The organism is Klebsiella huaxiensis (assembly GCF_003261575.2).
In the GTDB taxonomy this organism is placed as follows: Bacteria; Pseudomonadota; Gammaproteobacteria; order Enterobacterales; family Enterobacteriaceae; genus Klebsiella; species Klebsiella huaxiensis.
Genome location: NZ_CP036175.1, coordinates 5800971 through 5822616 on the forward strand (window position 1 = coordinate 5800971; position 21646 = coordinate 5822616).

General features: G+C 54.5%; 20 protein-coding genes, 1 rRNA gene and 1 riboswitch. Of the genes, 12 read left to right on the forward strand and 9 right to left on the reverse strand.

Translation table 11 applies throughout. The features are described 5' to 3' along the window. Window positions 1–166: 166 nt before the first annotated feature. Window positions 167–1706 (reverse strand): 16S ribosomal RNA (locus DA718_RS27750). Between the two features lie 628 nt (window positions 1707–2334). Between DA718_RS27750 and purH the strand changes: the two genes are divergently transcribed. After that, a complete protein-coding gene (gene purH / locus DA718_RS27760; protein WP_112217133.1) occupies window positions 2335–3924 on the forward strand; it encodes a bifunctional phosphoribosylaminoimidazolecarboxamide formyltransferase/IMP cyclohydrolase in 1590 nt (529 codons plus the stop codon). 15 nt (window positions 3925–3939) lie between these two features. After that, entirely contained in the window at window positions 3940–5229 is a 1290-nt protein-coding gene (gene purD, locus DA718_RS27765) for a phosphoribosylamine--glycine ligase (RefSeq protein WP_112217132.1), read from the forward strand. Here purD and zraR read toward each other — a convergent pair. Together zraR and zraS are read right to left on the reverse strand one after the other, a co-directional pair. Beyond that, window positions 5226–6557, reverse strand: a complete 1332-nt coding sequence (gene zraR, locus DA718_RS27770) for a sigma-54-dependent response regulator transcription factor ZraR (protein ID WP_112217131.1) — start codon at window positions 6555–6557, stop codon at window positions 5226–5228. The two genes, purD and zraR, sit on opposite strands and share 4 nt — an antisense overlap. Then, window positions 6554–7945, reverse strand: coding sequence for a two-component system sensor histidine kinase ZraS (gene zraS / locus DA718_RS27775; RefSeq protein ID WP_112217130.1), 1392 nt, complete (start codon window positions 7943–7945; stop codon window positions 6554–6556). The genes zraR and zraS overlap by 4 nt, the downstream gene beginning before the upstream one ends. Before the next feature lie 249 nt (window positions 7946–8194). On the opposite strand from zraS, the gene zraP reads away from it, so the two are divergent. After that, the gene (gene zraP / locus DA718_RS27780; protein WP_112217129.1) at window positions 8195–8632 is read left to right on the forward strand and encodes a zinc resistance sensor/chaperone ZraP; all 438 of its coding nucleotides are present in this window, start codon (window positions 8195–8197) and stop codon (window positions 8630–8632) included. A 3-nt stretch (window positions 8633–8635) separates the two neighbouring features. Here zraP and DA718_RS27785 read toward each other — a convergent pair whose 3' ends face one another. The 6 genes from DA718_RS27785 to nudC all read right to left on the reverse strand — a co-directional run bounded on the left by DA718_RS27785 (window position 8636) and on the right by nudC (window position 13118). Continuing rightward, the gene (locus tag DA718_RS27785) at window positions 8636–9334 is read right to left on the reverse strand and encodes a DUF1481 domain-containing protein (RefSeq protein ID WP_112217128.1); all 699 of its coding nucleotides are present in this window, start codon (window positions 9332–9334) and stop codon (window positions 8636–8638) included. Window positions 9335–9340: 6 nt separating this feature from the next. After that, complete coding sequence (gene hupA / locus DA718_RS27790; protein ID WP_004097675.1) at window positions 9341–9613, reverse strand: nucleoid-associated protein HU-alpha; 273 nt, start codon at window positions 9611–9613, stop codon at window positions 9341–9343. A gap of 186 nt (window positions 9614–9799) precedes the next feature. Further along, window positions 9800–10390, reverse strand: a complete 591-nt coding sequence (locus DA718_RS27795) for a YjaG family protein (RefSeq protein WP_110277353.1) — start codon at window positions 10388–10390, stop codon at window positions 9800–9802. 42 nt (window positions 10391–10432) lie between these two features. Continuing rightward, entirely contained in the window at window positions 10433–11104 is a 672-nt protein-coding gene (gene nfi, locus DA718_RS27800) for a deoxyribonuclease V (protein WP_112217127.1), read from the reverse strand. A 9-nt stretch (window positions 11105–11113) separates the two neighbouring features. Next, a complete protein-coding gene (gene hemE, locus DA718_RS27805) occupies window positions 11114–12178 on the reverse strand; it encodes a uroporphyrinogen decarboxylase (protein ID WP_112217126.1) in 1065 nt (354 codons plus the stop codon). 166 nt (window positions 12179–12344) lie between these two features. Continuing rightward, window positions 12345–13118 carry an NAD(+) diphosphatase gene (nudC, locus tag DA718_RS27810; RefSeq protein ID WP_112217125.1) on the reverse strand — a complete coding sequence of 258 codons (774 nt, stop codon included), beginning with the start codon at window positions 13116–13118 and terminating at the stop codon, window positions 12345–12347. A 95-nt stretch (window positions 13119–13213) separates the two neighbouring features. On the opposite strand from nudC, the gene rsd reads away from it, so the two are divergent. The 9 genes from rsd to DA718_RS27855 all read left to right on the forward strand — a co-directional run bounded on the left by rsd (window position 13214) and on the right by DA718_RS27855 (window position 21643). Continuing rightward, window positions 13214–13711: a sigma D regulator gene (gene rsd / locus DA718_RS27815; protein ID WP_110277349.1), complete on the forward strand. Its 498-nt coding sequence runs from the start codon at window positions 13214–13216 to the stop codon at window positions 13709–13711. Window positions 13712–13765: 54 nt separating this feature from the next. Then, a riboswitch (TPP riboswitch) is annotated at window positions 13766–13879 on the forward strand. An 85-nt stretch (window positions 13880–13964) separates the two neighbouring features. Then, window positions 13965–15860 (forward strand): phosphomethylpyrimidine synthase ThiC, encoded by a 1896-nt coding sequence (gene thiC / locus DA718_RS27820; protein WP_112217124.1) that lies wholly within the window; start codon window positions 13965–13967, stop codon window positions 15858–15860. After that, window positions 15860–16495, forward strand: coding sequence for a thiamine phosphate synthase (gene thiE, locus DA718_RS27825; protein ID WP_112217123.1), 636 nt, complete (start codon window positions 15860–15862; stop codon window positions 16493–16495). Before thiC ends, thiE begins: the two co-directional genes overlap by 1 nt. Beyond that, window positions 16488–17243: a HesA/MoeB/ThiF family protein gene (locus DA718_RS27830; RefSeq protein WP_112217122.1), complete on the forward strand. Its 756-nt coding sequence runs from the start codon at window positions 16488–16490 to the stop codon at window positions 17241–17243. The genes thiE and DA718_RS27830 overlap by 8 nt, the downstream gene beginning before the upstream one ends. After that, window positions 17227–17427 carry a sulfur carrier protein ThiS gene (gene thiS / locus DA718_RS27835; protein WP_112217121.1) on the forward strand — a complete coding sequence of 67 codons (201 nt, stop codon included), beginning with the start codon at window positions 17227–17229 and terminating at the stop codon, window positions 17425–17427. The genes DA718_RS27830 and thiS overlap by 17 nt, the downstream gene beginning before the upstream one ends. Before the next feature lies 1 nt (window position 17428). Next, window positions 17429–18199 (forward strand): thiazole synthase, encoded by a 771-nt coding sequence (gene thiG, locus DA718_RS27840; protein ID WP_112217120.1) that lies wholly within the window; start codon window positions 17429–17431, stop codon window positions 18197–18199. Continuing rightward, window positions 18196–19329: a 2-iminoacetate synthase ThiH gene (gene thiH / locus DA718_RS27845; RefSeq protein WP_112217119.1), complete on the forward strand. Its 1134-nt coding sequence runs from the start codon at window positions 18196–18198 to the stop codon at window positions 19327–19329. Before thiG ends, thiH begins: the two co-directional genes overlap by 4 nt. A 302-nt stretch (window positions 19330–19631) precedes the next feature. Beyond that, complete coding sequence (locus DA718_RS27850) at window positions 19632–21164, forward strand: sensor domain-containing diguanylate cyclase (RefSeq protein WP_112217135.1); 1533 nt, start codon at window positions 19632–19634, stop codon at window positions 21162–21164. A gap of 218 nt (window positions 21165–21382) precedes the next feature. Further along, window positions 21383–21643, forward strand: coding sequence for a PTS sugar transporter subunit IIB (locus tag DA718_RS27855; protein ID WP_249415956.1), 261 nt, complete (start codon window positions 21383–21385; stop codon window positions 21641–21643). The last annotated feature ends 3 nt before the right edge of the window (window positions 21644–21646 follow it).

Consider the following 21646-nt stretch of genomic DNA (forward strand, 5'->3'; position numbering starts at 1 on the left):
CATTCTGTTCTTATTTACGGAGAACAGACGCAGCGTGTCGTTTCAATTTTCAGCTTGATCCAGATTTTTAAAGAGCAAAACTTCTTAATACACTCGAAAGTACATTAAGAAGTTCATCATTCATCAGACAATCTGTGTGGACACTACAAAGGCAGGTTCTTTAAGGTAAGGAGGTGATCCAACCGCAGGTTCCCCTACGGTTACCTTGTTACGACTTCACCCCAGTCATGAATCACAAAGTGGTAAGCGCCCTCCCGAAGGTTAAGCTACCTACTTCTTTTGCAACCCACTCCCATGGTGTGACGGGCGGTGTGTACAAGGCCCGGGAACGTATTCACCGTAGCATTCTGATCCACGATTACTAGCGATTCCGACTTCATGGAGTCGAGTTGCAGACTCCAATCCGGACTACGACGTACTTTATGAGGTCCGCTTGCTCTCGCGAGGTCGCTTCTCTTTGTATACGCCATTGTAGCACGTGTGTAGCCCTACTCGTAAGGGCCATGATGACTTGACGTCATCCCCACCTTCCTCCAGTTTATCACTGGCAGTCTCCTTTGAGTTCCCGGCCGAACCGCTGGCAACAAAGGATAAGGGTTGCGCTCGTTGCGGGACTTAACCCAACATTTCACAACACGAGCTGACGACAGCCATGCAGCACCTGTCTCAGAGTTCCCGAAGGCACCAAAGCATCTCTGCTAAGTTCTCTGGATGTCAAGAGTAGGTAAGGTTCTTCGCGTTGCATCGAATTAAACCACATGCTCCACCGCTTGTGCGGGCCCCCGTCAATTCATTTGAGTTTTAACCTTGCGGCCGTACTCCCCAGGCGGTCGACTTAACGCGTTAGCTCCGGAAGCCACGCCTCAAGGGCACAACCTCCAAGTCGACATCGTTTACGGCGTGGACTACCAGGGTATCTAATCCTGTTTGCTCCCCACGCTTTCGCACCTGAGCGTCAGTCTTTGTCCAGGGGGCCGCCTTCGCCACCGGTATTCCTCCAGATCTCTACGCATTTCACCGCTACACCTGGAATTCTACCCCCCTCTACAAGACTCTAGCCTGCCAGTTTCGAATGCAGTTCCCAGGTTGAGCCCGGGGATTTCACATCCGACTTGACAGACCGCCTGCGTGCGCTTTACGCCCAGTAATTCCGATTAACGCTTGCACCCTCCGTATTACCGCGGCTGCTGGCACGGAGTTAGCCGGTGCTTCTTCTGCGAGTAACGTCAATGAAAATGGTTATTAACCATCCCCCCTTCCTCCTCGCTGAAAGTACTTTACAACCCGAAGGCCTTCTTCATACACGCGGCATGGCTGCATCAGGCTTGCGCCCATTGTGCAATATTCCCCACTGCTGCCTCCCGTAGGAGTCTGGACCGTGTCTCAGTTCCAGTGTGGCTGGTCATCCTCTCAGACCAGCTAGGGATCGTCGCCTTGGTGAGCCGTTACCTCACCAACAAGCTAATCCCATCTGGGCACATCTGATGGCATGAGGCCCGAAGGTCCCCCACTTTGGTCTTGCGACGTTATGCGGTATTAGCTACCGTTTCCAGTAGTTATCCCCCTCCATCAGGCAGTTTCCCAGACATTACTCACCCGTCCGCCACTCGTCACCCGAGAGCAAGCTCTCTGTGCTACCGTTCGACTTGCATGTGTTAGGCCTGCCGCCAGCGTTCAATCTGAGCCATGATCAAACTCTTCAATTTAAGTTTGATGCTCGTGAATTAAACTTCGTAATGAATTACGTATGTTCACTCAGAGACTTGGTATTCATTTATTGTCCGAAGACATTAAGAATCCATGTCACTTTGAGTGCCCACACAGATTGTCTGATAAATTGTTAAAGAGCAGTGCAACGCGGCTTTCGCTCACCGTTGCGAGGTGGCGTATATTACGCTTTCCTCTTTCAGAGTCAACCCGTTATTTTAGGATTTTTTCTCTTCAACCGACCCGGCTGTTTGTGTGAAGTGATTCACATCCGCCGTGTCGATGGAGGCGCATTATAGGGAGTTACCGAGCATCTGCAATAGTTAAATTGCAGAAAAATGACTGACTGCTGCATTCCCCAGCAAAACCCCGCTTTATACCCTGTTACACACAGAATTATCCACAGACCACGAACAATTACCTTATATTGAGGCCATCTTGCACCTCTATATAAGCAGCAATTCAGGGCAAAAAGGAGAAACATAAAAATTCGCGAGCGTTGCGCAAACGTTTTCGTTACAATGCCGCGCTATAACAAGGACGCCCGGTTGGGTGCGTTAGGTGAGTTTTTAGACAAAAACTCACCTAACGCTCTCTGTAATATTCAAATCCTGGGGATTTAATACCATGCAACAACGTCGTCCAGTCCGCCGCGCACTGCTCAGTGTTTCTGACAAGGCCGGTATCGTCGAATTCGCGCAGGCACTTTCCGCTCGTGGTGTAGAGCTATTGTCTACAGGTGGTACCGCACGCCTGCTGGCTGAGAAAGGTCTGCCGGTAACCGAAGTCTCTGACTACACCGGTTTCCCGGAAATGATGGATGGACGCGTGAAGACCCTGCATCCGAAAGTACACGGCGGCATTCTCGGTCGTCGTGGTCAGGATGATGCCATTATGGAACAGCACGGTATCGCACCCATCGATATGGTTGTCGTTAACCTTTATCCGTTCGCCGAGACCGTTGCCCGTGAAGGCTGTTCGCTGGAAGATGCGGTAGAGAATATTGATATCGGTGGCCCGACCATGGTTCGCTCAGCGGCAAAGAACCATAAAGATGTGGCCATCGTGGTGAAGAGCAACGACTACGAAGCCATTATTAATGAGATGGACGTCAACGAAGGCTCCCTCACTCTGGAAACCCGCTTCGACCTCGCCATCAAAGCTTTCGAACATACCGCAGCCTACGACAGCATGATTGCCAACTACTTCGGCAGCATGGTTCCGGCCTATTATGGTGAAAGCAAAGAAGCCGCTGGCCGCTTCCCGCGTACTCTTAACCTGAACTTCATTAAGAAGCAGGATATGCGCTACGGCGAAAACAGCCACCAGCAGGCTGCCTTCTATATAGAAGAGAATGTTAAAGAGGCTTCCGTTGCCACTGCGACCCAGATCCAGGGCAAAGCGCTCTCTTATAACAACATCGCTGATACCGATGCGGCGCTGGAGTGCGTGAAAGAGTTCAACGAACCTGCCTGCGTTATCGTTAAGCACGCTAACCCGTGCGGTGTGGCTGTCAGCTCCTCTATTCTTGACGCCTACGACCGCGCCTACAAAACCGACCCCACCTCCGCGTTCGGCGGCATCATCGCTTTCAACCGCGAACTGGATGCCGAAACGGCACAAGCCATTATCTCCCGCCAGTTTGTGGAAGTGATCATTGCACCGTCTGCAACAGAAGAAGCGCTGAAAATCACTTCCGCTAAACAGAACGTACGCGTCCTGACCAGTGGTCAGTGGGCAACCCGCGTTGCCGGTCTGGACTTCAAGCGCGTGAACGGCGGTCTGCTGGTTCAGGATCGTGACCTGGGTATGGTCACCGAAAGCGAACTGCGCGTGGTTTCCAGGCGTCAGCCTACCGAAAAGGAACTGCGCGATGCGCTGTTCTGCTGGAAAGTGGCGAAGTTCGTCAAATCTAACGCCATTGTCTACGCCAAAGAGAATATGACTATCGGGATAGGCGCAGGCCAGATGAGCCGCGTTTACTCCGCGAAGATCGCCGGGATTAAAGCCGCCGACGAAGGGCTGGAAGTCAAAGGTTCCGCAATGGCTTCCGACGCGTTCTTCCCATTCCGCGATGGTATTGATGCCGCCGCTGCCGTTGGCGTGAGCTGCGTTATCCAGCCTGGCGGTTCTATTCGCGACGAAGAGGTGATTGCCGCTGCCGATGAACACGGTATTGCGATGATCTTCACCGACATGCGCCACTTCCGCCATTAATCCACGGAGCAGATGATGAAAGTATTAGTTATTGGCAACGGCGGGCGCGAGCACGCCCTGGCCTGGAAAGCGGTACAGTCGCCAAATGTCGATACCGTTTTTGTCGCACCGGGTAACGCAGGCACCGCGCTGGAGCCTGCGCTGCAAAACGTGGCTATCAGTGTTACCGATATCCCGGCACTGCTGGCCTTTGCCCAGAGCGAGAAGATTGACCTGACTATCGTCGGCCCGGAAGCGCCGCTGGTGATTGGCGTGGTCGATGCCTTCCGCGCCGCTGGCCTGAAAATCTTCGGGCCAACCGAAGGCGCCGCGCAGCTGGAAGGCTCCAAAGCCTTCACCAAAGATTTCCTCGCCCGTCACCAGATTCCGACGGCGGAATATCAGAACTTCACCGAAGTTGAGCCTGCGCTGGCATACCTGCGCGAAAAAGGCGCGCCGATCGTTATCAAAGCCGACGGCCTGGCCGCCGGTAAAGGCGTTATCGTCGCGATGACTCTCGAAGAAGCCGAAGCCGCCGTTCACGACATGCTGGCCGGTAACGCCTTTGGCGACGCGGGTCACCGTATCGTTATCGAAGAGTTTCTCGACGGTGAAGAAGCGAGCTTTATCGTGATGGTTGACGGCGAGCACGTGCTGCCGATGGCCACCAGCCAGGATCACAAACGTGTAGGCAATGGCGATACAGGTCCGAACACTGGCGGGATGGGCGCCTACTCACCGGCGCCAGTCGTGACCGATGAAGTTCACCAGCGCACTATGGAACGCATCATCTGGCCAACCGTCAAAGGCATGGCAGCAGAAGGGAACACCTACACCGGCTTCCTGTACGCAGGCCTGATGATCGACAAACAGGGCAACCCGAAGGTTATCGAGTTCAACTGTCGCTTCGGCGATCCGGAAACTCAGCCGATCATGCTGCGCATGAAATCGGATCTGGTGGATCTGTGCCTCGCCGCCTGCGAAGGCAAGCTGGACGAAAAAACCTCCGAGTGGGACGAGCGCGCTGCATTAGGCGTGGTGATCGCTGCCGGAGGTTATCCGGCTGACTACCGTACCGGGGACGTTATCCACGGCCTGCCGGTGGAAGAAACCGCAGACGGCAAAGTATTCCATGCAGGGACTAAACTCGCTGATGACGACCGCGTGTTGACTAGCGGAGGTCGCGTACTATGCGCCACCGCGCTGGGTCATACCGTTGCCGAAGCGCAGAAACGCGCTTACGCCCTGATGACCGATATTCGCTGGGACGACAGCTTTAGCCGAAACGACATCGGCTGGCGCGCCATCGAACGCGAGCAAAACTAGCGGCTAAGCTTAGCCAGCAGCGTTTTGCGCGTAATGCCCAACTGGCGGGCGGCTTCAGTTTTGTTGCCGCCCGTTTTTTCAAGCGCCGCCAGAATCACCTCTTTTTCTACTTCCACCAGCGGTTGAATCACGTCATCGGATAGCGACAATACCGGAACTGGCGTACCGGCAATCGACAACGGCAGCTCGCGTTCGGAAATATACTCTCCCGTCAGCAGAACCACCGCCCGCTCTACCGCGTTTTCCAGTTCACGAATATTGCCAGGCCAGTCGTAGTGGATCAGCAAATCCATCGCCTGCGGCGTAAAACCCTGCACCGCCTTGCGGTTACGCTCGGCATAACGTTGCAGGAAATAGCGCGCCAGCTGTGGGATATCTTCTCGACGCTGACGCAACGGTGGCATGTCGATGGTCACCACGTTCAGGCGATAGTAGAGATCCTGACGAAAGCGACCGGCACTCACCTCTTCGGCTAAATCGCGATGGGTGGCGGCAATCAGTCTGACATCGACCTTAATCGTCTGATTACTCCCAACGCGTTGAACTTCTCGTTCCTGGATCGCTCGTAACAATCGCACCTGCATCAGCGGCGAGATATCACCAATCTCATCGAGGAATAATGTGCCGCCATCGGCTTGCTCAAAACGCCCTTCCCGCCGTTTATCGGCCCCGGTAAACGCCCCCTTCTCATGACCGAACAGTTCCGACTCCAGCAACGATTCATTGAGCGCCGCACAATTCAGCGTCACCAGCGGTTGATTATTACGCCTGCTACTGGCGTGGAGCGCACGGGCAACCAGCTCTTTGCCGGTACCTGACTCACCGCAGATCAACACCGTCGCATCAGATGGCGCCACCAGGGCGATATTGCTGAGTAGCGCCTGCATCGCCGGGCTATCACCCACCATGCCAAAGTGTGCTGCTGGGCCTGGATCCATGCCGCTATCGGACTGGCGTGTATGTGCCAGCGCCTGGGCAAGCGTCTCCTGCAGTTTGTCAAAATCCAGAGGTTTGATGAGATAATCCAGCGCCCCGGACTTGATAGCTTCAACCGCCGTTCCTACGCTGGAGAAAGCGGTCATGATGAGTACCGGGATTGCCGGGTTGTAAGCCTTAATTTCCTTGAGCGTTTCGATACCGTCCATCTCCGCCATACGGATATCGCACAGCACCAGGTCAAACACCTTTTGCTTCACTAGTTCCAGGGCCAACAGCCCGTTGTGGGCCAATGCGACGTTATAGCCCCAGCCCCGCAGTAAGGCCTGGAGGATCGTGCAATGGCTGACATCGTCATCAACAACCAGAATGTCTACCTTCTCATCCGTCATCCTTGTTCATCCTTTTGTTGCGCGCTCACCGGCAGATAAAGCGTAAAAACGGCGCCTTTTCCCGGCGTACTGTCGGCATGGATCGTTCCGCCATGTTGTTCAACAATATTCTGAACTACCGCCAGCCCCAGTCCGGTGCCATCTGCTTTGGTCGTAAAATAGGGGGTGAAGATGGCCTGTCTTTGCTCTGCCGTCATCCCCTTTCCACTATCGGTCACGACGATTTTCACTCTCTGCCCATCGCATTCGCCGACTTCCACGCGAATCGTCCCATGATGTCCAATGGCCTGCATCGCGTTGAGATACAGGTTCAGTAATACCTGCTTAAGCCTGTCAGGATCAGCCTGAATCCGGCGTAGCGAAGGCTGAGCGTTAAAGTTCAGTTCGATAGCACGGCTCTGCGCATCCTGACCAATCAGTTGAAGCGAGTGGGTAATTACCTCATTCAAATCAACCCATTGATATTTTAAATGCGCCGGACGTACCAGCTCAAGCAGCTCGCTGACGACCCTGTTCAGGCGATCGGCTTCTTTTGCCATCACCTGGGCCAGCTGATGCGCTTCACCGTCGGGCGGGGTACGTTCAGCGAAATATTTTGCCAACCCTTTAATGGATGATAACGGGTTACGAATTTCATGCGCGACGCCCGCAGCCAAATGCCCGATCGCCACCAGTTTCTCTTTACGCGCCATCGCTTCCTGTAGTTGCTTACGCGAGCGCTGATAGCGTCGGAACCAGAATTGAGCCAGCACGGTGGCTACCATCACCACACCTGCCGCACACAGCATAACGATCATATTCCGCAGACCACGGGCGTTGTCAGCATCCAGTTCCCGGGCATCAAAGGCGATAAAAATAACCTGCGGCACCTGAGCACGCAGGTCGGCAGATTCGCGGCGCATCATCATGCGCATATGGTGAGCGCCCCCGCCGTTAAGCGGGCGAAACTGGCGATAGATTTCCAGCGCCGGCTCCGGTTTTTCAAGCCGCCGCCAGCGTTCCTCGCTGCCAATGTTCAACTCGCGCATCGCATCGGCAGGATACAGCGTCCCACCAACCTGCTGCGGATCGCTATGAGCAATAACTTTGCCATTCTCATCCGTCACCGCAAACCACAGTACGCCAGGCTGCCAGGCCATCTCCTCGAGCAACGCCTGAAGCTGGGCGTGATGCATACGCATTCCCATACCGACGCGAGTTCCAGACTCAAGGGCGCGAATCAGTACGCTGCCTTTTTCCTGAATGGTCTGGCGCGCGGCGTCGTTCTCACGACCATTGTCGCGCACGATAAGTACGGAAAACAGGCACACCAACAGTAAGATGAGGCCAGTCAATAGCCAGCTCAGCCCAACGGCGACAGAATCCTTCGACAACCGCATCACGTTCATTGCCACTCCCTTTTATCAGGCTTTACGGTTCCCAGCAGAAATCATGCCATTTTTCCGGCCCGGCAAACGGGCTCTCAGGCATAAACCTGCAAGACGGCGGGTAAAAATGACCCGTATCGATCTTTGCCGCGAGTCATTTTTACTCGCTGTCATCTGCTGATGCGATAGAAAACCTTATATCCTGTGGAGTTTTCATCCTGGCACGGAAGATGCAAATACAGAAGAAACCATAAACCAGGAGAATAAACCATGAAACGGAACCACAAATTCACTCTAACACTCATCGCCCTTGCCGCCTTAACCTTTGGTAGCAGCTCTGCATGGGCAGGACACCACTGGAATAACGGCAACGGAATGGGTCCGCAGGGCTATAGCCAACTGACGACTGAACAGCAGGCCGCTGCCCAAAAGCTGCATAGCGATTTCTATGAGCAAACCCGCGCTCTACGCCAGCAGCTCACATCAAAACGCTACGAATACAATGCGTTGTTAACTGCGGATAAACCGGACAGTACAAAAATTGAATCCGTTGCCCAGGAGATGGAAGCTCTCGGTCAGAAGCTGGCCCAGCAGCGGGTTAAGTTTGATGTCGCTTTAGCACAGGCGGGTATTCCTCGCGGCGAGGGAATGGGGCGTGGAGGCTGTGGGGGTGGTGGCCGCGGTCATATGGGCATGAACCACTGGTAAGATTTAGAAGTTTTTCTCAGTCGGCTGCCAGGTACAGAAGTCTTCGTTTGCCACCAGCAGCAGCTGGGAACCTTCCGGCGCTTCCAGCCACGCCACGCTCACCTCAATGGATGAGTGATTCTGGCGACGTTCAATATGGGCTAGCGCTCGCGCATCAAGGTCAGGCTTCACGGTCTGACCTTCGCAGGTTGTTACCGTCTGGTTGGCATGCCAGCGTCCCTGACGCAGCATCACGCGCCCCTGACGTAAAGCATCGCTGGTCTGGCGTATTTGCTCTGCGCGGTAACGATATAGCGCAACCTGATCGCTGGAAAGCTGCTGCTTCTGCCCGTCGACTTCGCGCTGCATAAAGCTTAGCTCGCCCTGCGCATCAAAGCGGGCGCGAATATGTTCCGGGGGTTTGCCGTAAACGTTCAATTCGATTAGCGCAAGCTGATCGTCCTGCCAACGGTACTCGCTGGTCGAGGTATTTCCGTGACGCCACGGGCTAAAGGCGGCAAGAAGGCGAACCTCGCCATCTGAATCTTTACGCCAGATACGCATCGCTCCCTGGTTATCCGCATACCCGCTGGCGGTAAACGGTGGGAGAGAAGAATCGTGGCTGCAGGCAGTAAGCAGCAATACGCCCACCAGCGCCAACGGACGACGCCAGGTAGACAAAAGGGGCTTAAAAGCCCCTTCGATAAAACTGTAAACTGCCACGCGGTCTTACTTAACTGCGTCTTTCAGTGCTTTGCCTGAAACAAATGCCGGTACGTTAGCTGCGGCGATTTTGATTTCATTACCGGTCTGCGGGTTGCGGCCAGTACGCTCAGCGCGGTGGTTCACTTTGAAGGTACCGAAACCAACCAGTTGAACAGCATCACCTTCTTTCAGAGACTCAGTAATTGCAGCCAGGGTAGATTCCAGGGCAGCTTTCGCCTGTGCTTTGGACAGGTCAGCTTTGTCCGCAATTACATCAATCAGTTGAGTCTTGTTCATAAGTTATCCTTACAATGTGTTTATCGCTTGCTAAGCATCGAGTGCGACGGAAATGCCAAAAAAGCACCCACCTGCATACACGCACCGATAGCCACTTTTTTTCGCCCCCCAAATGTAGACCAGACGGGGGGCGGAATGGAAGCCTTCAGACGCTACAATTCAGGCGGTAAATCACGTTTTCTTGTCTCACTGCTGAAAATTTATACCAATATTGCTCTCGCCGGCCTCGCGGAGGTCTGCACGAAGCCCTTTGATCAGTTCAATGTCTCGTTCTTCACAGTCGGCCAAAAGACGGAAAATCTCCCACTGAATGTCCCATTCTTGCTCAACAGCTGGGTTTTCTTTGAGCTCTTCATCGGTCATTTCGCGACCAGCCTGGGTCATTTCCAGCATCGCAACGGTGGTGATGGAACTCTTGCTCACCTCGATCGCATGTTCAAGCGTTTCCCCACTCAGCCGCGAGTGAATCAATTCACTTAATGCGACGCAGGCGTCAATAGCCGGATAAACACCGTACAGATCGTAATCATCAGCAGCCGGAATCGCCTCTTCCAGCTTTTCTAGCTGGCTATCAAAATTCACTTTCGCATCTTTAACCGTCAGCGTTTCCCAGATCAGGTCAAGGATGCGACGATACAGCTGGCCATCAGCGAACTCAGTTTGCTTGCAGAACATGGCGTAGTTGGGGTACATCCGCTCGCACAGACAGGCCATAAAAGTGACGTGCTGCCAGCTCTCCAGCTTCTCCAGACGCAGGTGAATCGGGTTTTGTAACATGATGAATTCTCGAAGTCAGAAATTAGCCGCAGTGTACCTGAATCAGCCATAATTTGCTTGCCAACGCACAAACGCCGGTCGGTGGGACGCCACTGCATCAGCCCAGCGCGTCGGCTCCGGCAGACGGTAGCCTTTCAGGCAACGTTCCACCCACATCAGCGCGCTATCAAGGCCAACGCGATGTCCAGTGCTTACGAACAGCGGGTTGCAGCGCGCTTTACTGCGCAGAACCCATGCCAGCTGCTCACCTTTATCCTGCAATGGAGCCAGCGCGCCGGGCTCATCGCCGAGCAGTTCAAACTTACCGCATAGCCGCTTTTTCGCCACACCGATCGTCGGGACATCCACCAGCAGTCCAAAATGGCTGGCGACGCCGAGGCGGCGCGGATGAGAAATACCGTGCCCGTCGACGAATAAGAGATCCGGTTTTTTTGAAAGTTGCTCCCACGCCGCCAGCAGCGCAGGCGTTTCGCGAAAGGAGAGGAAACCGGGAATGTAGGGCATCGTGGTGGCAACACGCGCCACCTGATATTCCACCAGCTCCAGCGACGGATAGCTCAGCAGCACCATCGCCGCCCGGGTGACTTCGCCCTCTTGCTCAAATCCAACATCCGCCCCGCCGATCAGCATCGGCGGCTCCTGGTCCAGACGATCGACTCGCTCCACCGATTCCGCCAGGCTCAGCTGTTGGGCGCGTAGCGATGCCAAATCCATAATCACTCCTTAACGGTGGTATTGCGCCGACAAACGGTGCACCGCCTCCACAAACACACCCGCATGTTCCGGGTCGACGTCCTGGTGGATCCCGTGGCCGAGGTTGAAGACATGACCCTCACCCTGGCCGAATCCGGCGAGAATGGTCGCCACTTCTTCCTCGATACGCGCCGCAGGAGCGTAAAGCATTGAAGGGTCCATATTGCCCTGCAGAGCGACTTTATGGCCCACGCGACGGCGCGCATCGGCGATATCGGTAGTCCAGTCGAGGCCCAGCGCATCGCAACCGGTTTCCGCCATCGCTTCCAGCCACTGTCCGCCGCCTTTGGTAAACAGGGTTACCGGTACGCGACGGCCTTCGTTCTCACGCAGCAGACCATCGACGATTTTATGCATGTAGTAGAGCGAGAACTGCTGATAATCACGACCGGTCAGCGCGCCGCCCCAGGTGTCAAAAATCATCACCGACTGAGCGCCCGCTTTGATTTGCGCGTTCAGATACAGCGTGACGCTTTTCGCCAGCTTATCCAGCAGGGCATGCAGAGCCTGCGGCTCGGCATACATCATCTTCTTGATCACCGTAAACGCTTTGCTGCTGCCACCTTCAACCATATAGGTCGCCAGCGTCCACGGGCTACCGGAGAAACCAATCAGCGGCACTTCACCTTTGAGCTCGCGGCGGATAGTACGCACCGCGTTCATCACATAGCCGAGCTCCCCTTCCGGGTCAGGGATCGGTAGTTTATCGACATCCGCTTTACAGGTGATGGGCGAGGTAAAACGCGGGCCTTCACCGGCTTCGAAATAAAGCCCCAGCCCCATGGCGTCCGGGATAGTCAGAATGTCCGAGAAGAGGATTGCCGCATCCAGCTTATAGCGACGCAGCGGCTGCAGCGTCACTTCGCAAGCCAGCTCAGCATTTTTACACAGCGACATAAAGTCGCCCGCTTCTGCGCGAGTGGCTTTATATTCCGGTAAATAGCGGCCCGCCTGGCGCATCATCCACACCGGGGTGACATCAACCGGCTGACGTAGCAGCGCGCGCAGGTAACGATCGTTCTTCAATTCGGTCATTTTTACATTCCTTTAGCGTTGATGCGCCAAGTTTATACACAAAATCATTCAAAGTGGATCAAGGCGGCAATTGAATGAACCCCAGGAGCCTACTCAAGTAAGTGACTGGGGTAAGTGAAAGCAGCCAACAAAGAGGCAATTTGAAGGATAAAGTGTATGTAACATGTCACTCATACTCTGCCCGACACATCGCCACGGTATCTTCTATCAGACGGCGGGCAACCGTACCCGGCGGCGGCAGGAGCGGCAGATCGTCATAGCGATACCATCCCGCCTCCAGCAGCTCTTTCTTATCGATAACAATCTCGCCGCTGTCGTATTCCGCCATAAACGCAGTCATTAGCGATTGCGGGAACGGCCAGGGCTGAGAGGTCACGTAGCGCAGGTTTTTCACCTTAATGCCGCTCTCTTCCATGACCTCACGGGCAACCGTCTGCTCCAGGGTTTCACCGACTTCGACAAACCCGGCCAGCACCGTATGCACACCGTTGCGATGGCGCGTGTGCTGCGCCAGCAAAATAGAATCATCCCGTCGAATAGCAACGATGATGCACGGCGCGATTTGCGGGTAATAACGCTCACGGCAGTGGCTGCATAGCATCGCCCATTCAGTTTTGCTGGGGTGCATCGGATGCCCGCAATAACCGCAGAATTTATGCGAGCGATAGAACTCCGCCAGCTGGATCCCACGTCCCGCCAGTTGAAAAAGGCCAGCATCCTGATCGAGCACCTGACGCAACGATCCCATCTCATGTCGACGTTCCTGACGAACCAGCCACACAGGTTCGCCCTGCCATTCCCCTATGCGCAGCGCGAGTTGCCCCGCAAGATTAAAATTTACCGCTTCGCCATATGGTAATTCCCCATCGGGTAACCATAATTTCTGTTCGTGGCTGACTATCCACCAACCGCGATCTAATTTTTCAATAATACGATCCATATCTATTGCACTACCTTCATTTTACTGGCACTTTTAACATTAAATTTACATTTTGGTGAGCAACGTATTTCTCTTCAAAACTTGCGGAGTCAACCATGTTAAACCAGCTGGAAAACCTGACGGAACGTGTTGGAGGCAGCAATAAACTGGTCGATCGCTGGCTACAAGTACGTAAGCATTTGCTCGTGGCTTACTACAACCTGGTTGGCCTGAAACCTGGCAAAGAATCATTTATGCGGCTTAATGAGAAGGCGCTGGATGATTTTTGTCAAAGTCTGGTGGACTATCTCTCCTCCGGTCATTTTAGTATTTATGAACGCTTTATCGCCGAATTGGAAGGCGATACGCCACTTTTAACCGCCACTAAGCTTTATCCACAACTGCAAGCCAACACCCAGCAAATCATGGATGACTACGACTCTTGCCTCGAAAATGCCATCGATCACGATAACTACCTTGAGTTTCAGCAGGCGTTATCGGATATCGGCGAAGCGCTGGAAGCACGTTTTGCGCTGGAGGATAAACTCATCGCCCTCGCCATCGCCCACAGCCGAAAGGATCCCGTCAGCGACAATATCGCGCCGACGGCTTGAGTTGTCCGCTATTAACGAGTAGTTTACATACATTCCCCCTCTCAGAGAGGGGATGTCATCTTGTCGGAGTGCCCATTTTCCACAATGGAAAAGGCTGAGACCGTTAATTCGGGATCCGCGGAACCTGATCAGGCTAATACCTGCGAAGGGAACAAGAGTTAACTGCATTTAGCGTCAGCCCATTTGGGCCCGATCGCATCTGTTACTCCATCCGTCGTCTGACAAGCCATATCCTGTTCACCTGGAATGAGCTATGTCTACAACAAAAATGACCCGTCGAGAGCAACGCGAACATGCGCAGCGCTTTATCGACACGCTGGAAGGCACCGCATTTCCCAATTCGCAACGCATCTATATCCGCGGCTCACGTGAAGATCTTCGCGTCCCGATGCGCGAAATTCAGCTGAGCCCGACGCTCATCGGCGGCGCTAAAGATAATCCCCGCTATGAAGCTAACGAAGCCATTCCTGTCTATGACACGTCCGGCCCCTATGGCGACCCGGAGATAGTAATCAATGTCCAACAAGGTCTGGCAAAACTACGCCAGCCGTGGATTGAAGCGCGTGGCGACTGTGAAGAACTCTGCGATCGCAGCTCGGCATATACCAAACAGTGCCTGTCAGATGATGGCCTCGACGAACTGCGCTTTACCGGCCTGCTAACGCCAAAACGCGCTATCTCCGGGAAATGCGTGACTCAGTTGCACTATGCCCGCCAGGGCGTTGTCACCCCAGAGATGGAGTTCATCGCCATCCGTGAAAACATGGGCCGCGAGCGCATTCGTGGCGAAGTGCTGAGACACCAGCATCCCGGCGTTGGATTTGGCGCACGGCTACCGGAGAACATCACCCCGGAATTCGTGCGCGATGAAGTCGCTGCCGGGCGCGCGATTATCCCCGCCAATATCAATCACCCGGAGTCAGAACCGATGATAATCGGCCGCAACTTCCTCGTGAAGGTCAATGCCAATATCGGCAACTCGGCGGTCACTTCATCTATCGAAGAAGAGGTCGAGAAGCTGGTGTGGTCCACTCGCTGGGGCGCGGATACGGTGATGGACCTGTCGACCGGCCGCTATATTCACGAAACCCGCGAGTGGATCCTGCGTAACAGTCCTGTACCGATCGGCACCGTGCCGATCTACCAGGCGTTAGAAAAGGTTAACGGGATCGCCGAAGATCTCTCCTGGGAAGCCTTCCGCGACACGCTGCTGGAGCAGGCCGAACAAGGGGTTGACTACTTCACCATCCATGCGGGCGTGCTGCTACGCTACGTGCCGATGACCGCCAGGCGGCTGACCGGCATTGTTTCACGCGGCGGTTCTATTATGGCGAAGTGGTGCCTCTCCCATCATCAGGAGAACTTCCTTTATCAGCATTTCCGCGAAATCTGTGAAATCTGCGCTGCCTATGATGTTTCCCTATCTCTGGGCGATGGTCTGCGTCCGGGTTCCATTCAGGATGCTAACGACGAAGCGCAGTTTGCCGAGCTGCACACGCTGGGCGAACTGACCAAAATCGCCTGGGAGTACGATGTACAGGTGATGATTGAAGGCCCGGGCCACGTGCCGATGCAGATGATTCAGCGCAATATGACCGAGGAGCTGGAACACTGCCACGAAGCACCTTTCTACACCTTAGGGCCGCTCACCACCGATATCGCACCGGGCTATGACCACTTCACCTCGGGCATTGGCGCCGCAATGATTGGCTGGTTCGGCTGCGCGATGCTCTGCTATGTCACGCCAAAAGAGCACCTCGGCCTACCGAACAAAGAAGACGTTAAGCAAGGGCTGATTACCTACAAAATCGCCGCCCATGCCGCTGACCTTGCCAAAGGCCATCCCGGCGCGCAGATCCGCGATAACGCGATGTCAAAAGCACGCTTCGAATTCCGTTGGGAAGATCAGTTTAACCTGGCGCTCGACCCGTTCACCGCTCGCGCGTACCACGACGAGACCCTGCCGCAGGAGTCCGGCAAAGTGGCCCACTTCTGCTCCATGTGCGGCCCCAAATTCTGCTCAATGAAGATAAGCCAGGAAGTTCGCGACTACGCCGCTGCACAGACAATCGAAGTGGGGATGGCCGATATGTCGGAAAACTTTCGCGCCCGCGGCAGTGAAATCTATCTACGTAAGGAGGAAGCCTGATGTATCAACCTGATTTCCCATCCGTCCCTTTCCACTTAGGACTCTACCCGGTCGTCGATAGCATAGAGTGGATTGAACGTTTATTGACTGCGGGCGTTCGTACCATTCAGCTGCGCATCAAAGATAAACGCGATAGCGAAGTTGAAGACGATGTGATCGCCGCCATCGCCCTGGGGCGCAAGCACAATGCCCGGCTGTTTATTAATGACTACTGGCACCTGGCTATTAAACATCAGGCTTACGGCGTGCATTTAGGCCAGGAGGATCTCGAAACCACCGATCTCAGCGCAATCCGCAACGCCGGGCTGCGCCTTGGCGTTTCGACGCATGACGATATGGAAATGGACATCGCGCTGGCGGCTCGCCCCTCCTACATCGCCCTCGGTCACGTTTTCCCGACCCAAACCAAGCAGATGCCTTCCGCCCCTCAGGGGCTGGAACAGCTCGCGCAGCATATCCAACGCCTGGGGGATTATCCGACGGTCGCTATCGGCGGAATCAGCCTTGACCGCGCTCCGGCGGTTCTGGCAACCGGCGTCGGCAGTATTGCGGTAGTGAGTGCCATCACGCAGGCGGCTGACTGGCGACAGGCAACGGCACAGTTGCTCGAGATAGCGGGAGTTGGCGATGAATGACAGCGATTTTATGCGCTATAGCCGCCAGCTGCTGCTGGAGGATATCGCCATTGAGGGTCAACAAAAGCTGCTGGCCAGCCGGGTATTGATTATTGGCCTCGGCGGACTGGGCTCGCCCGCTGCGCTGTATCTCGCAGGCGCAGGCGTCGGCACGCTGGTGCTGGCCGATGACGATGACGTGCATATCAGCAATCTACAGCGGCAAATTCTGTTCACCAGCGATGATATTGCGCAGCCAAAAACCACCGCCGCCCGAGAACGGCTGGCGCGCCTCAACCCACAGATTGAACTGATTACGCTACAGCAGCGATTAAGCGGTCAGGCACTACAGGACGAAGTGGCAAAGGCCGATGTAGTGCTGGATTGCACCGATAACATGGCGACTCGTCAGGAAATTAACGCCGCCAGTGTCGCGCTTGAAACACCGCTAATTACTGCCAGCGCCGTCGGACTCGGAGGCCAGTTGATGGTGCTAACGCCGCCCTGGGAACAGGGGTGCTATCGCTGCTTATGGCCGGACGCTACCGAACCTGAACGCAACTGTCGCACGGCGGGCATTATTGGGCCGGTTGTCGGCATGATGGGCACCTTACAGGCGCTGGAGGCAATCAAGCTGCTCAGCGGCATGGTAGCCCCGCGCAATAGCTTGCGTTTGTTCGATGCCCGCACCAGCAACTGGCGCACTCTTGCGCTTCAGCGGGCTCAGGGCTGCCCGGTATGTGGAGGGCAGCATGCAAGTGTGGTTTAACGATGAGCCGTTACAGTGCGCCGAAGCGACATCCGTTGCGGATCTGCTCACTCAACTGGAACAACAGCAACCGGGCGTCGCGCTGGCGCTCAATCAACACATCCTGCCGCGCGAGCGCTGGGAAGATCAACTTTTGCAGGAAGGCGACCAGATCCTGCTTTTTCAGGTTATCGCTGGAGGCTGACATGTTACGTATCGCAGATAAAACTTTTGAATCACATCTTTTCACCGGCACCGGGAAGTTCGCAGCCCCCGAGGTCATGGTCGAGGCCATTCGCGCCTCTGGTAGCCAGTTGGTTACGCTGGCGATGAAACGTGTCGACCTGCGTCAGCATAATGACGCTATTCTCGCGCCGCTGCTGGCGGCGGGTGTGAGCCTGCTCCCCAATACTTCAGGGGCGAAAACGGCGGAAGAAGCCGTCTTTGCCGCCCGTCTGGCGCGGGAAGCGCTGGGCACAAACTGGCTGAAGCTGGAAATCCACCCGGATGCCCGCTGGCTTCTCCCTGACCCAATTGAAACCCTGAAAGCGGCAGAAATATTAGTGCGGGAAGGATTCGTGGTACTGCCTTACTGCAGCGCTGACCCTGTGCTGTGCAAACGTCTGGAAGAAGCGGGCTGCGCGGCGGTGATGCCGCTCGGCGCGCCTATCGGCTCCAACCAGGGGTTGGAAACCAAAGCGATGCTGGAGATTATCATCGAACAGGCCACGGTACCGGTGGTCGTTGATGCAGGTATTGGCGTACCGAGCCACGCGGCACAGGCGCTGGAAATGGGCGCTGATGCGGTCCTGGTCAATACCGCTATCGCCGTTGCCGACGATCCGGTAACCATGGCCCGCGCGTTCCGCTTAGCGATCGAGGCAGGATTGCTGGCGAGACAGGCCGGGCCCGGTGCTCGCAGCAGCCAGGCACAGGCCACCAGCCCGTTGACCGGCTTTCTGGAGGCGCTGGCATGAAAACTTTCACTGACCGCTGGCGACAACTGGACTGGGACGACATTCGCCTGCGTATCAACAGCAAAACGCCGGCCGACGTTGAACGGGCGCTGGCAGCAAAACAGCTCAACCGCGATGACATGATGGCCCTGCTCTCACCTGCCGCCGCTGGCTATCTGGAGGCTCTTGCACAGCGTGCTCAACGCCTGACCCGCCAGCGTTTTGGCAATACCGTCAGTTTTTATGTCCCACTTTATCTCTCAAATCTGTGCGCCAACGACTGCACCTATTGCGGTTTCTCAATGAGTAACCGCATCAAACGTAAAACCCTGGATGATGCCGAAATTGCCCGTGAGTGCGCGGCAATCCGCGAAATGGGTTTTGAGCATCTGCTACTGGTCACCGGGGAACATCAGGGCAAAGTCGGTATGGATTACTTTCGTCAGCATCTGCCCGCGATTCGCCGCCAGTTCGCCTCGCTGCATATGGAGGTGCAGCCGCTAGCGATGGAAGAGTATGCCGAACTCAAAACACTTGGGCTGGACGGCGTGATGGTTTATCAGGAGACCTACCATGAAAGCATATATGCGAAGCATCATCTGAAAGGCAAAAAACAGGATTTCTTCTGGCGGCTGGATACGCCGGACAGGCTCGGACAAGCGGGAATTGATAAGATTGGCCTTGGCGCATTAATTGGTCTTTCCGACAGCTGGCGCGTGGATTGCTTTATGGTGGCGGAGCATCTGCTGTGGCTCCAGCAGCACTACTGGCGCAGCCGCTACTCTATCTCCTTTCCGCGATTACGACCCTGCGCCGGAGGCATTGAACCCGCCTCATTAATGGACGAACGACAGCTGGTGCAAACGATTTGCGCCTTCCGTCTGCTATCCCCGGAAGTTGAGCTTTCGCTCTCAACCCGCGAATCGCCCTGGTTCCGCGATCGGGTCATTCCACTAGCCATTAACAACGTCAGTGCATTTTCGAAAACCCAGCCAGGTGGCTATGCCGATAACCATCCTGAGCTCGAACAGTTTGCGCCTCACGATGACCGTCGCCCCGAAGAGGTCGCCAGCGCGCTGGTTGCCAGTGGGCTTCAGCCAGTTTGGAAGGATTGGGACAGCTGGCTGGGACGCGCTTCCCGGTCGTCATGAAGAGGAATGTAATTCCTTAAAAATTCTTCGTGCATGGCCGTAATAAGAGAAACAGGAGATTGTTGTCAGATTTCCGTTTCTCTACCCTGTCTTCGTCAGCAGTGGATGCTGTCCAGGGCGAATGATAGCTCTTCCTCATTTTCGCCCTGCTCCACTCTCACATTGTTATCGCATATAAATAAATCCATCTTACAAAGCGAGAGTTATAATTAACGGAGTTTTATCTGATTCGCTCAGCAGGCATGCTGGCTAAACCTGCGTTTAAACCCACGGTTTATCTCTTCTGGAACGATTTACGACTCATGGCTCGTCATAACAGAAAACTCTCTTTCACCACACCGATTTTGATCGGGTTTGCGGGAATACTACTCAGTTTCTTGCTGATCGCGGTGTTTGTCACTCAGACTCAGCGCAACGATTTTCTTGAGGGTTATCATCACACAAACCGCAACTTCGCTCATAACATGGCGACGAATTACACGGAAACGCTGCTCCGCGGAAATGATTTTATCCTCGCTCGCGCTGCAACTTTCTTTGCGCGCAATGATGAATTAAACAATGCCGTTAACATCAACCCTGAAAAAGGTTTGATGCTGTTAATGCAGTTGCAAAACATGATGCAGACAGTTTCCTCAATCTCGCTGGCAGATACTGACGGGCACTATCTACGCGTGCCAGAGGTGCTTGAGACTGAAGATAGTCGGACCTTTGATGCCAAATCGCGGCCGTGGTTTATCAAACAGGCAGAAGCCAGCACTCTCAGCCTCTATACCAGCCCCTATCTCGACTATTTCACCCATCATCCAACCATTACTCTCTATAAACCCATTATCTCTCCAGAAGGGCGACTCAAAGGGAGCCTCGCTTTTCATCTCGACCTGACATCAATGGGTTACGCGTTACGACAAATGGTTGCACCTGTTCAGGGCGAATTTTTTGTCGTGCAACGCGATGGTAAAGTCGTTCTTCATCCCGATCCTGGCGCTCTGTTTAAACCCTATGTTAGCAGCACCTTGATGGATAGTATGACCAGTGGGGAGGGTCAGCTTTATGATGCAGATAAAGACGTCTGGTACTATTACTACTCTTTTACCAATCCTGACTGGTTCATTATCTACCGTGTCGCCAATTCGACGCTAATCAACTTAACGCGCCACGAAACGAACATTGTGTCCTGGGGTTTTGCCCTTGCCGCCATTGTCATTGTTCTGTTTGGGCTATACCTGCGCCACGCCTCACGCACCGTACTGATGAACATCATCAATGCGATTAAGACCGGGGACGTTAAGCGTGCGCCGCGCCTGGAGGCCATGCTCAGCAAGGCCATTGAGAGCAATAAGCAGCGCGAACTGACCTACGTTCGCCAGGCAACCATCGACGCGCTAACTGGCTGCAAAAACCGCCGGGCCTTCGACAACGATATTGCCGCCCTGATGAACGATCATCAGCCTTTCGCCCTCGCGCTGGTTGATATTGATAACTTTAAATCGATAAATGATACCTGGGGCCATCTCAATGGCGATATCGTCCTGCGTAACGTGGCCCGTGAGGGTCTGCAGGTTTTGCAACCTTTGCATGTTTCACTCTATCGCTACGGTGGCGAAGAATTTGCGGTAATATTTGCCGCTGAGCATATCGATAATGCCCTGATGTTGTTGGAAAACTGGCGAGCCAACGTCGCGCAGCGCTCCTGGCGTGAAGAGGGATTGACGGTAACGTTCAGCGCGGGCTTAGGCGAATGGAATATGGAACCACTAGAGCAATTGGTAGTGAGCGTCGATGAGGCACTTTACAAAGCCAAACAGCAGGGAAAGAATCGTATCATTCGCACTTGAGATAATCAGCTTCTACAAGCCCACTTCGCTGGGCTTTATTGATATTTCTGACCCAAAAAAGAAACCGGTTTCATTATTTTGTGATGACTTACACACAATCATCGTAAAGCGGTTGTTCCGCCCTCTTGCCCGCGATAAAGATGGTATATCAAGGAACACAAGGGCCACGAACTATGAAGAATATCGTTTTATGCTGTGCTGCGGGTATGTCCACCAGCATGCTGGTTCAACGCATGCAGGCGGCTGCGCAACAGAAAGGTATCGAAGTCTCCATCAAAGCCGTACCGGTCGCCGAGTTTAAAGATAATCTCGCGGCTGCCGATATTATCCTGCTCGGACCACAAGTGAAGTATGAGCAGGCGAAACTACAGGCGCAGGCCGATCCGTTCGGTAAAAAAGTCGCCGTTATCGATATGATGGATTACGGCATGATGAAAGGCGATGCCGTGCTTGATAAAGCCCTGAAGTTGATGGAGTAAGAG

What these genes read in the sequence shown, in the direction of transcription:
- nfi (WP_112217127.1), bottom strand. Translation starts at nt 11,104, where the DNA reads ATGGATTTGGCATCGCTACGCGCCCAACAGCTGAGCCTGGCGGAATCG.
- DA718_RS27855 (WP_249415956.1), top strand. Translation starts at nt 21,383, where the DNA reads ATGCTGGTTCAACGCATGCAGGCGGCTGCGCAACAGAAAGGTATCGAA.
- purD (WP_112217132.1), top strand. Translation starts at nt 3,940, where the DNA reads ATGAAAGTATTAGTTATTGGCAACGGCGGGCGCGAGCACGCCCTGGCC.
- purH (WP_112217133.1), top strand. Translation starts at nt 2,335, where the DNA reads ATGCAACAACGTCGTCCAGTCCGCCGCGCACTGCTCAGTGTTTCTGAC.
- zraP (WP_112217129.1), top strand. Translation starts at nt 8,195, where the DNA reads ATGAAACGGAACCACAAATTCACTCTAACACTCATCGCCCTTGCCGCC.
- thiC (WP_112217124.1), top strand. Translation starts at nt 13,965, where the DNA reads ATGTCTACAACAAAAATGACCCGTCGAGAGCAACGCGAACATGCGCAG.
- hemE (WP_112217126.1), bottom strand. Translation starts at nt 12,178, where the DNA reads ATGACCGAATTGAAGAACGATCGTTACCTGCGCGCGCTGCTACGTCAG.
- zraR (WP_112217131.1), bottom strand. Translation starts at nt 6,557, where the DNA reads ATGACGGATGAGAAGGTAGACATTCTGGTTGTTGATGACGATGTCAGC.
- zraS (WP_112217130.1), bottom strand. Translation starts at nt 7,945, where the DNA reads ATGAACGTGATGCGGTTGTCGAAGGATTCTGTCGCCGTTGGGCTGAGC.
- DA718_RS27830 (WP_112217122.1), top strand. Translation starts at nt 16,488, where the DNA reads ATGAATGACAGCGATTTTATGCGCTATAGCCGCCAGCTGCTGCTGGAG.
- thiH (WP_112217119.1), top strand. Translation starts at nt 18,196, where the DNA reads ATGAAAACTTTCACTGACCGCTGGCGACAACTGGACTGGGACGACATT.
- thiG (WP_112217120.1), top strand. Translation starts at nt 17,429, where the DNA reads ATGTTACGTATCGCAGATAAAACTTTTGAATCACATCTTTTCACCGGC.
- thiS (WP_112217121.1), top strand. Translation starts at nt 17,227, where the DNA reads ATGCAAGTGTGGTTTAACGATGAGCCGTTACAGTGCGCCGAAGCGACA.
- thiE (WP_112217123.1), top strand. Translation starts at nt 15,860, where the DNA reads ATGTATCAACCTGATTTCCCATCCGTCCCTTTCCACTTAGGACTCTAC.
- DA718_RS27795 (WP_110277353.1), bottom strand. Translation starts at nt 10,390, where the DNA reads ATGTTACAAAACCCGATTCACCTGCGTCTGGAGAAGCTGGAGAGCTGG.
- nudC (WP_112217125.1), bottom strand. Translation starts at nt 13,118, where the DNA reads ATGGATCGTATTATTGAAAAATTAGATCGCGGTTGGTGGATAGTCAGC.
- hupA (WP_004097675.1), bottom strand. Translation starts at nt 9,613, where the DNA reads ATGAACAAGACTCAACTGATTGATGTAATTGCGGACAAAGCTGACCTG.
- rsd (WP_110277349.1), top strand. Translation starts at nt 13,214, where the DNA reads ATGTTAAACCAGCTGGAAAACCTGACGGAACGTGTTGGAGGCAGCAAT.
- DA718_RS27850 (WP_112217135.1), top strand. Translation starts at nt 19,632, where the DNA reads ATGGCTCGTCATAACAGAAAACTCTCTTTCACCACACCGATTTTGATC.